Origin of the sequence: Mucilaginibacter sp. SMC90 (genome assembly GCF_022811725.1) — a bacterium.
In the GTDB taxonomy this organism is placed as follows: Bacteria; Bacteroidota; Bacteroidia; order Sphingobacteriales; family Sphingobacteriaceae; genus Mucilaginibacter.
This window is the reverse complement of the sequence record NZ_CP094527.1, coordinates 4,058,813-4,075,107: the sequence shown is the minus strand read 5'-3', so window position 1 is coordinate 4,075,107 and position 16,295 is coordinate 4,058,813. Positions and strand designations below refer to the sequence as shown.

Here is a 16,295-nt window from a genome sequence, read left to right as displayed (position 1 = left end):
TCCCGGAACTTTTCTGATCAAAAAAGGAGGTTGTCTCTTGTTGCGAGACAACCTCCTTTTTATTACCATTCTTCTATGTATGCTGCAAACCCACCTTGTGACAGCCATTTAACCTGCATGGTGTCTTTTGCCGAAACAGCAAGATATTGCTCCCGGAATGCCATGTTATGATCGCCATCCGTCATCAGTGTTAACCGGTAACGCTTGTCTTTGGGTAAAAAACCGAAGTCGATAGTGGTTTGCCCCGGGTGGTTCTCACCATTAATCCCGCCAATAAACCAGTTGTTCCCTTTTCTGCGTGCCATAACTACCGATTTTCCGGGATACCCGGATAATAACCGGGTATCATCCCAGGCAGCGGGTACGCGGGTAAGGAATAAATGCTCTGCAAACGGCAAGTTGTCGAAGCCTTCCGGCCGGTCGGCCATGTGCTGTATTCCCGACTCAAAAACCACCGATAAGGCCAGTTCATGCGCAAATGATGTAACATGCGGGTGCTGCGAATTTGTGAACGTAACCGGTGTGTAATCCATCGGGCCGATAACGTTTCGTGTAAAAGGCAATGTGGCATTATGCTTCGCCGCCTCCTGGGTAAAAAATGGGCCGTTATTATATTGCTCAGCCCCTGCAACAGCTTCCATTGTCATGAGGTTGGGGTAGGTGCGACTCCAGCCCTTGGGCACGGTTGAACCATGAAAATAAACCATAAGTTTATACCGCGCCGCATCTTCCATCAGGTCAATGTAATAGTTCATGATGTTCTGCTTATCGCTTTCAAAAAAATCGACCTTAATACCATAAATTCCGATTTTTTTTAACCAGGCAAATTCCTTGTCCCTGCTTTCCCGGGTAACCAGGCGGTCGCGTGGCTCAGCCGGAACAGTATTGTGCTTTCCACCTGAGTTGTACCAGATCATTGGTTTAACACCTTTTGACAGGGCGTACTGTACAGCTTTTTCCAAATCGCCGCCATTACCCATCTCGTTCCATTCCCAGTCAAACAGCGTATACTGCCATCCCAAGCGGGCAGCAAGGTCTGTATATTGGCAAAGTCGTTGGTAATCTTTTGTTCCGTGATTATAAGCCCAGTACACCCATGATGCTACACCAGGCTTCACCCACGTATAGTCGTTTATCGCGGCAGGCTTACTCACGTCTTCAACAAGTGTCGATGCCACTATATCTTGTAAGCTACCTATAATTACCACCCGCCATGGCGATTGCCACGGAAGGGAAAAAACAGGATTAACATCGCCGATATGGTTGCCATCGGCCTCCGAAGGGAACGTCAGTTTATATTCGGATGGAGTACCGTTGTTGCTAAGCTTGGTAGCGCAGTAGTTCCGATCTATATCAGCCTCGGTGATCAGCATCCAGCCGGGTAAATTGCCGTTGGCCTGAAACAATGCCGGGTAACCCCATTCCCCGGTTTTAAAGTTATTATCCTGTTCCGGATAAAATCCCTCGTAGCTTCTTACAAACTTTTGCAGCCAGCGTTTATCATCGCCAGGTATTTGATAGGAGGTGTTTTCATCTGTCATGGTGAATTGGCCAGAAATGTGATCAGGAAAGCGGTAGCGGAACGCTATACCATCATTATATGCCCTTACTATGAGGTCCATTGACTGGTTAGTTGTATTTACAAACCGGAAGGTTTTTTCATTGGCGTTGTTGATCACCTGTGATTTTTTGCCATGCAGTGTGGTATATTCATCATGAACAGCCAGTTGTTTGCCGGCCTGCTTTAGGTGGAGGTGATGTGAAAAGTCAGCGTCTTTACGCATCAGTCCAAGTTTAATTTTGGATATGATAGTATTATCATGATAGGATACAGTAAGCATCCAGTTCCCGGCCGTATCCTTGGTGATATTTGTGCCGATCGCATCGTTCGGTGACGTTAGCTTGTTGGATTGTGCAAACAGCCTGCAAGGGTAAAATGTACTTATAAAGATGAACAGAGATAGGCAAAATTTAATTAGTTTCGACATATATGGATAGGTTTTCGACTGAACTTTTTTTAATAATATATGGATTCATTGATCAGGAGATAGCGGCTTAAATAATACGGTAGGTTTTACCGGCCTGGGTCTGGAAATCATAAAGCCAGCTTTCCGGTAGTTTTACCGAAAGGTCCTTCCCGTTCTGATGAATGATTGGTGTTTGGATATCAATTATTTTGTAAAATGTATTGCTGTTTTGACCAGATGCTTTTTTCAAAATGTTATTTACCAGCTGCTGGTTTGCCCTGATACGGCAGTTGCCGCCAATACGGGAGTGGATTACAAGCTTGGTAATACGATGACCGGCCCATTCCATATCCACGGTAAAGCCGCCCCGCGCTGCAAGGCCGGATACGCTTCCTTTTTTCCAGTCATCGGGTATGGCGGGTAAAAGATGTATCGAGCCATCATAGCTTTGCATCAACATTTCGGCAATACCGGAAGTACAGCCGAAGTTTCCGTCGATCTGAAATGGCGGATGGGCATCAAAAAAGTTGGGATACGTGCCGCCCGATCCACCGGTTACCGGTTTTATTTGATCTTTTATCAGTTTGTAAGCATGGTTACCATCCAGTAAATGTGCCCACAGGTTAATTTTCCAGGCCATCGACCATCCTGTTGAAACATCGCCGCGATACAGGAGTGAATTTTTCGCGGCGCTAAAAAGTGCAGGATCCCGGTATGGTGAGATCTGATTGCCAGGAAACAAGCCGTAAAGATGCGATACATGGCGGTGGTTATCATCGGTGCGGTCAAGATCATCAAGCCATTCCTGAAGCTGTCCATATTTACCAACCTGCATTGGTGGCAATTTTGCCCTAACCACCGCGACGCTATCGGCAAAGCTTTTATCCATCTTTAAATCCCCGGCAGCATGCATTACTTCTGTAAAAAGACCATAAACAAGCTGATTGTCCATCGTTGCACCCGCTGTAACGGATACGGCATCTTTGCCGGGAATATATTCATGCTCCGGCGATACCGATGGGGACACGAGGAGCCATCCGTGATCGGGGTCTTTTTGAAGTACGTCCATAAAATATTGGGCTGCCCCCTTCATAACCGGGTAATATTTGGCAAGAAATGCCTTATCACCGGTAAAAAGATAATGTTCCCAGATATGCTGACATAGCCAGGCATTAGCTGTAGGCCACAAACCCCAAAACGCGCCGTCAACGATGCCGGTTATTCGCCATATATCGGTGTTGTGGTGAAGCATCCATCCGCGGGCTCCGTACATGATCTTTGCCTCGGTTTTCCCGGTAACTGCAACATCGTTGATCAAATCGAACAGCGGGGCGTTCAACTCCGGCAGCTGCGTAGTTTCGCTCGGCCAGTAATTCATTTCTGTGTTGATATTTATCGTGTATTTACTATCCCAGGGGCCTTTTAATTCGCCGTTCCAGATTCCCTGTAGATTGGCGGCCTGTGACCCCGGCTGTGAAGAACAGATCAGCAGGTACCTGCCAAACTGAAAATATAGCTCGGCAAGCTGCGCATCATCGTTACCGGCAAAATTCTCTATCCGCTTATCTGTTGGCAGGGCAGCAGCAGCAGTAGAACCAAGGTTAAGCTTAACACGATTGAAGTAAGATTGAAAAATCCGCACATGGCTGCGGTGTAGTTCTTCAAACCCAATTGGAAAGGCTTTGTTAATAATATTCGTGGCCCGGTTGAGCGGATCGGCAGAAATATCATGATAGTTAACAAAATTGGTGGCGATAGATAAATAAATGGTGGCGCTGTTGGCGTTTGAAATAGCAATGCCCGCCGTATCTACTTTTACTGTACCGCTATTGGATTTTGCTTTTGCCAATACATTAAACAGTATTTGCCCCTTTTGATTTTCGTGATCGCTGCCTTTACCGCTTAAAATCAGCGTACCTTGTGTGCTGCTGGTTCTCACTGCCAACGGGCTTTGAAGTTTCGCTACGCAGTTGATCATGCCCGGCTTATCGGCAGATAAACGCACCATCAGCACATTGCCGGAGAATGACGTGAAAAATTCGCGTTTGTAATGCACTCCCTTGTATGTGTAACTTACGGTTGCTGTTGCATTAGAAATGTCCAGGTCCCTGCGGTAATCTGTTACATTATCGTGCCCCGGAAAATTAATATAAAGGTTGCCGGCCAGTTGATAAGGCATGCCGCTGTTTCCTTTTGGGCCGAGGTATTTATTAGCAGCTGCCTGCGCTTCTGCATATTTCTTCTGTAAGAGAAGCGCCCTTACTTCGTCAATATGTGGCCTTGCTTCGGAGTCGATGGTGTTGTTTGGGCCGCCACCCCAAATCGTAGCTTCATTGAGTTGTACGCGCTCCATAGCCGGATCGCCAAAAATCATTCCGCCAATCCGGCCATTACCGATAGGCAGTGCCTGGTTCCAGTTGGTAGCTGGCCGGGTATACCATAGATTGTTCCGGTTAATCTCAGTTTGCCCTTTCACTGTAGAACAAAAAGCGGTAGCTATGCCCAATAGCCATAGCTGTTTTTTAAGAAGTTTAATCATGGATAAAGTATAAGAAAGTTTCACAAGCTTGCTGAATTGGTAGGCGTTGCTCAAATATCCGCAACACGATACTAAAATAGCACAAGGGAAGCGCAGAGCATGCAAGTAATCGACATTGTTATACCAATTTTGTTTTGTGCGGGCATTTTTGGCATTCAGGGAGCTACCAATGACACCCTTTTTTGCTTGTCATGTGGGTAACGTGTTTTAATACCTCACTCGTGAGGCCACATACTAAGTAAATTCCCTGCCTTTATTTGAGGGGACTGAAACAGGTTTTGCATGATGGCGTGGAAATGCAAATTCCTTCAGATGTCACTGATTTAAAAGCCACTACCGGGTGCTATTTCTGATAGATGACGTAATAAAGACGATGACTGGCTTATTGAATACGCTAAATCAAGGCTTTGTATCCTAATTAACAAAGGATTTAAACACCTTAACGACTTCGCCTGCAATGATCTCGTTTCCCCGGTCGGAAGGGTGCAAGCCGTCATAAGTTAAGCCAATAGCTTCTTTTGGATAAGGGTAATCATCAGTAGCCGGATTAAAGGGGATTTTGGTAGATTCAGGGTAGGTATAATTAGTGTATTTGCCGGTTGCCGTATCTTTAAGGCGTTTGAATTTGACGAGTTTTTTTATGGCCAGCCGGTGGTTATGATAAAGATCAACAACAGGGATTTGTTCATAGCTGCCGATGGAATCAATAGCGTTGGCAATGGTTTCAAGTGTTTGCCCGTTCTTTTCCCGGTAAGAGCCGAAGGCATTGTTCCTGGGATCGTTGACATAGACAAAGTCGTTCCTTTGCATCGGTGTTATCAGTACAATTTTGGCAACGGGATTTAAGCTGCGAAGTTTGTTGATAATGATCCGGAACGATCCGTATACGGTACTGTTGCCGTTACCTGCCTTGTAGTCATCGATATGACCAATAGGCCGGCCTTGCCACCAATCGTTGGTTCCTAAGAAAACAGTATACAGATCTGCTGAAGAGATTCTAAGGCTGTCGATGTTTTTCGCGATACCGCCGGATGTCCATCCGTTGTACCCTTTATTGATGTAGTGTAAACCAGGAAATTGTTCGATAACCCTGCTGAGATAGCCTTTGGTTACCCTGTTGCCTGTTTCACCCAGGTGATCATTAAGGTAAGTGATGGAGTCGCCAATGGCAACCCAGGTTTGTTCTTTAGGTTTGTAAGCGCTGAGCAGGAAGAACACAGCTGTAAGCAGTGCCAATAGCCTTGTTTGTTTCATAATGGTGTATTTTAGGTTTACCTTGCTTAAAATTAGTCTCAGCGCTTTTTATTATGACCTTATTACTTACGGCCTACCTTTTCGCCGATCTTAACGAGCGTTTCTATTCCCTTTGCTGATTGCTCCAGGATATCGGCATCAGGAATGATCGCATCCTTTTTGAACAATTGAATAACAGTGGAGCCGCCAAATTCAAACCAACCTTTTTCTTCGCCACGTAAAAACGAATGCGCGCCATAATGTTGATTAACAACCTTGCCAACAAATAGCGCCCCGACTTCGATGTGCACCACATCCCCGAAATTTTCGGTATGTAATACAGTTAGTTCCCGGTAGTTTTTAGTCATGAGCCCTTCAACTGCCTTTAAGGCTATAGGGTTAACTGAATGCAACACCCCGTTGAGCTTAATAACCGGATCCTGGTGCCCGTTATCAATATAGCCATAACGGTGATAATCTGAAGGCGCGAGGCGGTAAATCAAACACCAGCCGTCCGAATAAGCTTCAGATAATTTTTCATTCTTTACCAGGTCGTTTAATTGATACCAGTAACCTTTCACCGGAAACTGCTGCGTTTCTTTGATCGGGAAAATGTAAAGCCTGGCATCTGCAGGAGAGATCAAATGTGTTGCCTGATGGTCTACCGGGCGCGCGTCTGCTTTAAGTTTCCGAATAAAAAAATCATTGAAACTTTGAAATGAGTGAAGCGGCCTTTCTACTTCATTTAAATCAATATTGTAATGTTTAACGAATTTTGGAATTTGCTTAATGCTGCCCTTGCTGTCCATCTTACGTCCGTAAGCTTTAGATATCCAGCGCCTCTTTAAGATCAGATCTGTTAACAGTTTTCCCCGTTTTGTCTGGTATAAAAACAACAGTCCCTCTATTTTATAAGCATCCTCCTTATTCAGGCTTTGTGTTTTTCGGTCGTAAATGTATATAGTCATGTCGATTTAAATAAGGGGAGTTTGTGCACCATCCATGGTTATGGTAGTACCGGTTAGGTAACGTGCTTTATCGGATGCGAGGAACAAAACTAAATCAGCAACCTCTTCGGGCGTGGCCATCCGTCCTAAAGGGATTTTTTTCACAGCTTTTGTTGTAGCTTCCTCAATGCTTACTTCAAGAAAGCGGGCTTCTGCTTCCATACCACTTTTTACCCGCCCGGTCTCAGTTAATCCGGGGTTGATACCTAACACGCGGATACCTGATGAGGCATAAGCATTTCCCAAACCCGCGGTAGCAAGCATAAGAGCGGCGTTAGCAGAGCCGCCTGCCAAATGCGTAGGGCTGGCAACTTTGCCACCTGAGCCAATGATATTGATGATGACACCATGACCACGGGCGGCCATTAACTTGATCACCGGGTCGAGTACATTAATGGTAGTAAAGAATTTGGCGTCCATAGCTGCACGCCAGGCTTTGGGATCAAGCTCAGCCACAGGAGTACGTTTGGCGGCTCCTGCAGAATTTACCAGCACATCAATGCCACCAAAAGTTTGCTGAATGTGCACAACTAAATTTGAAGCCTGATCTTCATGCGTAAGGTCGGCACTAAAACCGATTGCACCCGGCAGTTGCGATAATGCCTGGTCAATATCTGCCTGTATACGGGAACTGATAATTACTTTTGCGCCCTGACCAATGAATTGTTTGGCGCAAGCGAAGCCAATTCCTTTCGATCCGCCGGTAATTAATATCACCTTATCTTTGTAGTCCATTGTTTCTCTTACCGGCAATAATAAGAAAAATCAATATTATAAAATGTGAGTTGTCGGCATTTAGGTTAAATCAGACGGAAAATTGTTAAGCTTTCTAAAAGAATATTAAATATCTATCATTTTCTTTACAGTAAAACCTGCTTGCTTTTTAAGAACTGATTTTTGCCGCCGAAAAAATGCTTAGCATTTGAATGATTAAGGCGAAGGGACAGGGGCCAGCTTAAGCTTGTAAAGCCAGTAGGCGGGTAGGTAAGCCCGCGGGAATTCGAAGACATCTTTTTTCAGTTCATCCGAAATTCGACTGGCGTTTTTCCGGTTTTTTGCTTGAACAGCTTATTAAAATATTGCGGGTACTCAAATCCCAAACCGTAAGCAATCTCACCAACAGACTTGTTGGTACTCAATAAACTATTCTTGGCTTCCTCAATCACATAATAATGAATATGATCCTGGGCATTTTTACCGGTTTCTTTCTTGAGAAGGTCGCTCAGGTAATTGGGGGAGAGGTTAACCTTATCTGCCAGGTATTTAACCGTGGGCAGCCCGCTATTATCACCTTTAAAATATCCTGTCAGTATCTTTTCGACCTGGGCTACTACAGCGTTGTTGGAATTTTTGCGGGTGATAAACTGGCGTCCGTAAAATCGCGAACAATAGTTGAGCAGCATTTCTATCCCCGAAACAATAATATCCTGGCTGTGCACATCGATATTTTCATGAAGTTCGGCGTCGATCTTTTGAACGCAATCATACAGGATCTGTTTTTCCTTTTCTGACAGGTGCAGGGCTTCCGACACTTCATAAGAAAGAAAAGTATAGTTTTTCATCTTTTCATTCAATGCAGTTGCGCGGATCAGATCAGGATGAAAGAAAACGCCCCAGCCCATCATTTGCGGCACCACCTCTAAATCATCATCCATTTCGAGAACCTGCTGCGGCGACATGCAGATCAAACTGCCATCGGTAAAATCAACAAGTTTGCGGCCATACTTTATATTATTCCGGTTGTAGTTCTTGAAGATCAGCGTATAAAAATCAGCCGATACCCGGGTATCTCCGATGATCTCTTCGCGTACCCGGCTAAAATCGACCACTGCCACCAGCGGGTGCAATACCGGCTGCTCCAGTTTAAAGAACTGGAACAGGTCCGGTATAGTACGCATATGGATGAACTTACTCATTAACCAAAGATATATTATAATTTAAGTTGCGCATTCATTCCAGCTATAAAAGTGGCATCATCTGCTTGCTGGCGCTGTGCAATGATAGAACGGGCATCCTCACCGGCAATATAACGTAACTGAGTAGTACCGTCTGTAGCCGCCTGATAAATGACTTCTGCAACCACACTGGCTGTTGAAGCACCTTCAAACATGGTGCCCACGGCCGCCATAAACTTAGTTACAATTGACTGGTATTCAACTAAACTTTCATCATTGCTGAAGTCCAGTGACCGACCGGCAAATTCGGTAGCGATTGCGCCGGGCTCAATGATCTTGACTTTACCGCCAAACTGTCCAACTTCATAGCTCAGGGATTCGGAAATACCTTCAACCGCGAATTTGGTACCGTGATAAAGCGCGCCCAAAGGGAAGGTCATCTTACCGCCGATGGAAGAAATATTGATAATGATACCGTTTTTGTTTTTTCTGAAATGAGGTAAGATAGCCTTAGTTACATCCAGCAAACCTATTACATTCGTATCAAACTGACGTACGATCTGTTCGCGGCCGAAAGATTCCAGTGTGCCGTAAGCGCCGTAACCGGCATTGTTTAACAATACGTCGATATTACCAAATTGGCTAATGCCTGTTTTTACAGCCTGATCAATTGAAGCCAGGTCCAATACGTCAAGTTGTGTAACTAATACGTTGTCTAAAGTATTTAGTTCTTCTTCTTTTCCGGGATTGCGCATAGTAGCGATCACGTTCCAGCCTCTGCTTTGAAATAATTTGGCGGTTTCCCGGCCGATACCGCTGCTTGCACCGGTAACTAAGATTGTTTTCATTGTGTTTGATTTTATGTTGAATCAAAGGTCTGCCTAAAAACGGGGCAAGCGTTAACACTAATCCATGGAGGTTGTATACTTTTTACGGATGAAATCAAATTTTACTATTAATGTGGCGTTTGAACTTACCAACCTCAAAGCAATCATGTTGAACAACCACGTATCTGCGGTATGCATTAGACTAAAATTGTAAGATTGTTTGATTATGTTGTATCCGCCCGATGATCCGGAGAATAATTTTACGGCGGCTAAAACTGGCAGAGCTGCTGGCATTGCGATTTGTATCACAGCTAACAGAAATTATTTTGCCGGTATACCAGGGTAAAGGCCAGCAGGCTGGTCTATAAATTAGATAAACTTATTAAATGAAGAAGCCATTAGTATGCAGTTTGGCATTCGCGGTCCTGTACCTTGGATGCTCCGGTAATGTATTTGGTCAAAAGGCAGGGATTTCCACCTTCCCCCTGAACGAAATCCGCTTACTGAACAGTCCCTTTCTCCAGGCACAGCAAACCGATCTTAGATATATTCTTGCGCTTGATCAGGACAGGTTGCTTGCCCCGTTTCTGCGGGAGGCCGGGCTGAAGCCTAAGGCCCAAAGTTATGGAAACTGGGAGAACAGCGGCTTGGATGGTCATACAGCAGGCCACTACCTTACTGCCCTTGCACAGATGTATGCTTCGGCAGGTTCGGCCGAGTGTAAAAAGCGGCTTGATTATATGGTGAGCGAATTAGCGCGCTGCCAGCAAGCTAATGGCAATGGCTACGTTGGCGGTGTCCCCAATAGCAGGCACATGTGGGCGACATTCAAAAATGGCGACTTTTCGGAATTCAATAAGGAATGGGTGCCCTGGTATAACCTCCATAAATTGTTTGCCGGTTTACGGGACGCGTATTTGCTGGAAGCAAACCAGCAAGCTAAAGAAGTGTTTATCCGGCTAACCGATTGGGCCGCAAATGAAACTGCCGGATTAAGCGATTCACAGATGCAAACAATGCTCAATATGGAGCATGGCGGAATGAACGAGGTAATTGCGGACGCATACGCCATTACCGGCGACAAAAAATACCTGGCGCTTGCCAAAAGGTTTTCTCATAACCGGATCCTTTTGCCGCTCGAGCACCGAGAGGACCGCCTTACCGGGTTACATGCCAATACACAGATTCCGAAAGTGATTGGTTTCGAACGGATCGCCGAATTATCGAATGATACGACGATGGCAAATGCGGTACGGTTCTTCTGGCGAACGGTAGTGAAAAACCGGAGTATTTCTATCGGGGGCAATAGTGTCGCAGAACATTTCAATCCGGCAGATAACTTTGAATCGATGCTCGAATCGGAGCAAGGGCCGGAAACCTGCAATAGCAACAATATGCTGAAGCTGAGCAAAATGATCTTTTTACAGGATCAGCTCGCCAATCAGATCGGTTTTTATGAGCGTTTGCTTTATAATCATATTTTATCTTCACAGCACCCTATTAAAGGTGGGTTTGTTTATTTCACGCCCATCCATCCGCAGCATTACCGGGTATATTCCACACCGCAGGAGAGTTTTTGGTGTTGCGTGGGCACCGGCATGGAAAACCACGGAAAATATGGCGAACTGATCTACACGCATCAGGGCGATAATGTATACGTTAACCTTTTTATTCCTTCGGTATTAAACTGGAAGGAAAAAGGTTTTGTAATGGCGCAGGAGAATAAATTTCCTCAGCAAGAAGCAAGCAATTTCAGGATCATAAAAGCACCCGCAGGCAAATTTGCTCTTTATATCCGAAAGCCGGTTTGGGTAAAACCCGGAGGCTACATGATCAGGGTGAACGGAAAAATAGTTCAACCAACATTATCGGCAAACGGGTACGCCCGGGTTGAGCGTAACTGGAAGCCGGGCGATCAAATACAGGTTGCACTCCCTATGCAGGATTATACAGAGCGCCTGCCTGATCATTCTCAATGGATATCTTTCATTCACGGTCCGATTGTATTGGCCGCGCCTACAGATAGTACCAATACCCCGGGGCTGTTCGCTGACGGAAGCCGCTGGGCACATATAGCTGGCGGTCCGATGTATCCGCTGGTCAAAGCGCCAGTTTTAATAAGCAATGGCCGGGAACCGGCGCTGGCTTTACATCGTGTTAAAGCCGATAACCTGGAATACGAACTTAATACACAAGTTGATGGCCATGTAAAACAACAGAAACTTATTCCCTTCTATGCCGTGCATGATACCCGATATATGCTGTATTGGCCGGTTACCGCAGGTGATAGCTTATCACAGTTGGAAACCTCATTTGCTGTGCTGGATGAGAATTATATAAAACTGGCACCAAGGACAATTGACCGTGTATCTCCAGGAGAACAGCAGCCCGAAAATGACCATAAGCTGGATTTCAAAGATTCGCAAGCCGGAATACTTAATAACGTCCATTTCAGGACGGCATCGGGTTATTTCAGTTATCAGCTGCGGCACACCGCACAGGCGAGGTATTTAAGGATAGCTTATTTTACAGCGGCCGAAGCCTGTTCGTTTGATATCCTGGTGAACGGAAGCAGGGTAGGGCAGGTTAAAACAGAAGGGACAACCGCCGGAATTGTTAAAAGTGTAGAATACCCACTGCCGGCCGCTGCAGGAGGTAACGATGAACGTTTTCTTGTTGAATTTGTTGCGACTAACGGCCTGGGTACAGCGCCGATCACTGATGTCAGGATTCTTAAACAATAAACCGGTCAGAGTATAACGTCACGCGGTTGCCAGGTTTTTTCGATAATACCTGTCCGGGAAAAAGTACAAAAACAGGAGGGGGCTCCCAGCTTTAAACGTTATAAAGGAATGGCATGATATTATAGGGACAATGGCCGAACCTATGATTATGCAAACAGTTTTTATCATTTAAGTCTTGGCTAACCCAAAATATCTCCCGAAACTATTCTTGATCCTCGGCCTATCAATCCTGCTTGGCCTGGAAGGGTATTTCAGCTACCGGCTGCACGACCTTTCTGCCCGGCAGGAGACAATTAAACTCGACCATTCCACCGTCAATAATATATCTTACGGGCTTTTATCTGTAGATCAGTGGCGGGATGAAGTATCAGGCATTGTGAACCGTCAGGTAAAGCATTTCAAGCTTACACCCAAGCAAAAGCAGGAACTACAGGCAGAAGTGGAATCGGTGCTTTACGCGCTGATCAACAAAGCCGAAGCCATGGTAGAAAAGAAGCCCCAGAGCCTGGCCGGGAAAATCCGCAAACTGGCCGTAAAAACTTTTGTAAAAACCGATAAGATCAAAGCACAGGTTCCTGATTTTGCAAGAAAGATCATAGCCAAAGCAGATAACCCCAATCAGAAAAACAAACTGAGCAACCTGGCCATGGGTAAGTTCACCCAGTTGCAGCATACCGAAAGCATGGACAGCACGCTACGGGCCAACCATACCCTGTTCGACCGCATGTACCGTAAATATCAGGTTCATTCTAAAGAACAACTTAACGAGAAACTGGACAGCCTGCTACAAGAGATCCGCGTGGATATGTACCGTTATTGCTTTTTAATGCTGGGTTGTATATTGGTTGTATTAGGTTTATGGTGGATACTGCGCAAACGAACCGAACTTCACGGCACCTTATTTATCCTGTCCCTGCTGTTTGCTTTCATCTTGCTTGCCATAGGGCTGAGTGCCTCCATGATTGAAGTGGACTGCCGCATAAAAACACTTGATTTTATGTTGCTGGGTGAACATGTTTCGTTTAAAGACCAGGTGCTTTTTTATGAAAGCAAGAGTATCCTGGGGGTAGTGGAGGTGCTGGTGAAACAACCTGCAATTGACTCCATTGCTGTGGGCATCCTGATCCTTTGCTTCAGTATCCTTTTCCCGGTTATGAAACTGACTTCTACCGGGATCCATTTGCTGAGCAAAAAGAAAGTTGCCGAGAACCGGATTATCAAGTATTTCGCATTTCAATCAGGAAAATGGAGCATGGCCGATGTGATTGTAATTGCTATACTGATGACCTATATCGGCTTAAACGGTTTGCTTGACAAACAGCTCGCAATGCTTAATATCCGAGGGCAGGACCTGACGCTGATCACCACCAATAATACAGCGTTGCAGCCCGGCTATATCATTTTTATCAGTTTCGTGCTATACGGCCTGATCTTGTCAACCATCCTGAAATATATTACCCCGCATGACAGCCACTAAAAGAAAATATACCGTTTTAAATATCATTATGCTTGCCGGGCTTAGCATAATATTAGCCGGTGCTGCTTATTCGGGCTACCTCCTGGCAAAAATTGCTGCCGAACGCGAACAGGTTAAAGAAGATTATGCCTTATCCAACAGCGTGACATTCGGTCTATTCTCTATCGATCAGTGGCGCGACCGGATCACCGAGGTGCTGAGCAACCAGATCCAGGACTACCATATCACAAAAGCACAGCAAAAAGATATACTGATAATGGTGGAAAAGGAAATGCACGGGTTGGTTAGCAAAACCGTAGCAGAGATCAATCAACCCCAAAAAGGATTAGGCGGTAAACTGAAAAAGCTGGCTTTTAATACGCTTGTGGATTCCGCCGAACTACAGGCACAGGTGAGGCCTTTCGCCAAAACCATCGTGGCTAAAATAAGCAGCCCCGAAAGCCAAAAGCGATTGAAAAATATTGCCGGTAGTAAGGTTAACCAGCTAACCAGCCAGATTTATGACAGCGTGAGCGTAGCCAATTACGCGGTAACCAAATATGTTTATAAAAAATACCAGGTTTCCGACCCGGTGGCTTTTAATCAGCACATCGATCAACGGCTCGGTACCCTTAAAACACAATTAATACAGTATGTATGCATCATGCTTGGCTGTGTTTTAGCGGCTCTTCTACTTTGGTTTACGCTGAGAAAACAAGTGCACCTGCAAACCCCGCTATTCGTTTTCGCATTGTTGTTTGCGTTCGTCATGCTGGCCACAGGCAGCCTGGTACCGGTAATTGAGGTTGACGCACGTATCCGGTCGCTTGACCTGGAACTGCTGAACGGCAAAGTGGAGTTTAAGAACCAGGTGCTGTTTTATCAAAGCAAAAGTATTTTAGGGATCGTCGAAACCCTGATCGCCCAACCCAAGCCCGATGCCATTATTGTAGGCGCGCTCATCCTGTTGTTTATCCTGGTACTGCCACTATTGCGCCTGATAGCCAAAGGTATCTATGTGCTTAGCCCGAAAAAGATGGCGCACAACGTTGTTGTCCGCTACCTGACCTTCGAACTTGGCAAATGGGACATGTCTGATGTGATGATCGTGGGCATGCTGATGACATATATTGGGCTTAATGGCATCCTTAAAAGTCAGCTTTCCGGTTTAAATATCCACAGCGAATCCCTGAATGTGATTACAGCAAACGGTACCTCGCTGCAACCCGGATACTTTATTTTCGCAGGCTATGTACTGTTTGCCGCGCTGCTTTCTTACATTTTAAAACGCGTATCACCCCATGACCAGTTATAAATAAATCTTTGGTCAATAAAAATTAAGATTACTGATCGCCGCCCTCGTGCCCGGCGCGGTTTTGGCCGGTACTTTGAGCTGGTTATGGGTTTTTCCAACCATTATATCCATGCCCATTATTTCTGTGACGGGTACATTATCTTTTATGAGGGTATATAAATTAATGGCGGATCATGGGACATTCACCAGCAGAAAACTCAGCTGCTCAAATCTGATTTAAGTTTGATCAATTCGCCCAGCAGCCGGGTTTCCGTAACCAGATTTTCTTTGCCCAGTTGTTTTGCTATGGCTACAATTGCGAAATTTAACGTGTCAATTTCTGTCTTTCTGTGGTTGTTGATATCCTGTAAGGTTGAGATGAGTTGACCGTTAGATAGTTCACTAATTGTCAGAAGGCTTTCGGTAACCTCATTCTCGGTCAGGTTAATGCCTTTTGCCTGGGCTATAAGCAGGCACTCCCTGATAATCCTGCCTGCCATACCCAGTGCAGCATCGTCCCGTTTAAAAATACCATTATCAACACCCAGCAGCGGACAAATGGAATTGAAAACACAATTAACAATAGCTTTTTTCCAAATCACGGGTTCAATCAGCGGCTCGGCCCTGAACGGAAAATTATCGGAGTTCAGTGCGTTTACTACATCAGCCAGTGAACTGTTATGTGCTTTAACCGTTCCGATAGGAGAAATGTTAACCGGTTTGTAACTAACTTCGCCCGACGGATTAACCTGGCTTGTGATAAAAAGTACACAACGGTAAATTTCGGGAAATTGGTTTTGTAGAAACACCTGCTCAATACCCAGTCCGTTTTGCAGCAGCACAATTGGTGAGTTCTTTGTTTTATTTTTAAGTCGCTCAGCAATCCCGGGATTTCCGTACGATTTGTTGGTTAATACAATAATTCCATTCAACTGCGCGAAATGCTCAAGGGTACTCACTTCGATCGTAGCCTCAAGTGCAGGTTTGCCGGGCATTAATACCCGGATATTTTCGGTATAAGCAGGGCCATCGCCAATACTTCCGCGGAGCAGTACGACATTTTTGCCGTGATGTTGAAGAGAAACCGCCAGCGCTTTACCCACTGCCCCGGAGCCAATAATATAGATCATATCTTTTTTCATCTAACCGTATGATATGTTAATTGTAAAGTTGCATGAAATAATTAGTTTAAAACAGATACAGATTTGTTGTTTTTAGCCATAACACTTGGATGTTTTTGATTGCTTTATAAGCGTAAGATCGGTTTAGAATTCAATAATGCGCAACGAAAGTATTTAGTGAAAAGTAGGATTAGCCGTTTTCTTCTTCAAAT

General features: G+C 45.1%; 11 protein-coding genes. 3 read left to right on the top strand and 8 right to left on the bottom strand.

Features of this window, described 5'->3' with window-relative positions; all coding sequences use genetic code 11:
* Positions 1-62 precede the first annotated feature (62 nt).
* From MTO98_RS17560 to MTO98_RS17530, 7 genes are all read right to left on the bottom strand, one after another.
* Positions 63-1,988, bottom strand: a complete 1,926-nt coding sequence (locus MTO98_RS17560) for a glycoside hydrolase family 97 protein (protein WP_243480189.1) — start codon at positions 1,986-1,988, stop codon at positions 63-65.
* Positions 1,989-2,055: 67 nt separating this feature from the next.
* Positions 2,056-4,506 (bottom strand): glycoside hydrolase N-terminal domain-containing protein, encoded by a 2,451-nt coding sequence (locus tag MTO98_RS17555; RefSeq protein ID WP_243480188.1) that lies wholly within the window; start codon positions 4,504-4,506, stop codon positions 2,056-2,058.
* A 414-nt stretch (positions 4,507-4,920) separates the two neighbouring features.
* Positions 4,921-5,760: an SGNH/GDSL hydrolase family protein gene (locus MTO98_RS17550; RefSeq protein WP_243480187.1), complete on the bottom strand. Its 840-nt coding sequence runs from the start codon at positions 5,758-5,760 to the stop codon at positions 4,921-4,923.
* Positions 5,761-5,822: 62 nt separating this feature from the next.
* Positions 5,823-6,707 (bottom strand): phosphatidylserine decarboxylase, encoded by an 885-nt coding sequence (locus MTO98_RS17545; protein ID WP_243480186.1) that lies wholly within the window; start codon positions 6,705-6,707, stop codon positions 5,823-5,825.
* Between the two features lie 6 nt (positions 6,708-6,713).
* Positions 6,714-7,481, bottom strand: a complete 768-nt coding sequence (locus MTO98_RS17540) for an SDR family NAD(P)-dependent oxidoreductase (RefSeq protein WP_243480185.1) — start codon at positions 7,479-7,481, stop codon at positions 6,714-6,716.
* Between the two features lie 281 nt (positions 7,482-7,762).
* Entirely contained in the window at positions 7,763-8,662 is a 900-nt protein-coding gene (locus MTO98_RS17535; RefSeq protein ID WP_243480184.1) for an AraC family transcriptional regulator, read from the bottom strand.
* Between the two features lie 14 nt (positions 8,663-8,676).
* Entirely contained in the window at positions 8,677-9,489 is an 813-nt protein-coding gene (locus MTO98_RS17530) for an SDR family oxidoreductase (protein WP_243480183.1), read from the bottom strand.
* A gap of 365 nt (positions 9,490-9,854) precedes the next feature.
* Between MTO98_RS17530 and MTO98_RS17525 the strand changes: the two genes are divergently transcribed.
* The 3 genes from MTO98_RS17525 to MTO98_RS17515 all read left to right on the top strand — a co-directional run bounded on the left by MTO98_RS17525 (position 9,855) and on the right by MTO98_RS17515 (position 14,983).
* Positions 9,855-12,212, top strand: a complete 2,358-nt coding sequence (locus tag MTO98_RS17525) for a glycoside hydrolase family 127 protein (RefSeq protein ID WP_243487908.1) — start codon at positions 9,855-9,857, stop codon at positions 12,210-12,212.
* 175 nt (positions 12,213-12,387) lie between these two features.
* Positions 12,388-13,689 carry a paraquat-inducible protein A gene (locus tag MTO98_RS17520; RefSeq protein WP_243487907.1) on the top strand — a complete coding sequence of 434 codons (1,302 nt, stop codon included), beginning with the start codon at positions 12,388-12,390 and terminating at the stop codon, positions 13,687-13,689.
* Positions 13,676-14,983 (top strand): paraquat-inducible protein A, encoded by a 1,308-nt coding sequence (locus MTO98_RS17515; protein WP_243487906.1) that lies wholly within the window; start codon positions 13,676-13,678, stop codon positions 14,981-14,983. The genes MTO98_RS17520 and MTO98_RS17515 overlap by 14 nt, the downstream gene beginning before the upstream one ends.
* 197 nt (positions 14,984-15,180) lie before the next feature.
* Here MTO98_RS17515 and MTO98_RS17510 read toward each other — a convergent pair whose 3' ends face one another.
* Positions 15,181-16,104: a ketopantoate reductase family protein gene (locus MTO98_RS17510; RefSeq protein WP_243487905.1), complete on the bottom strand. Its 924-nt coding sequence runs from the start codon at positions 16,102-16,104 to the stop codon at positions 15,181-15,183.
* Positions 16,105-16,295 lie beyond the last annotated feature (191 nt).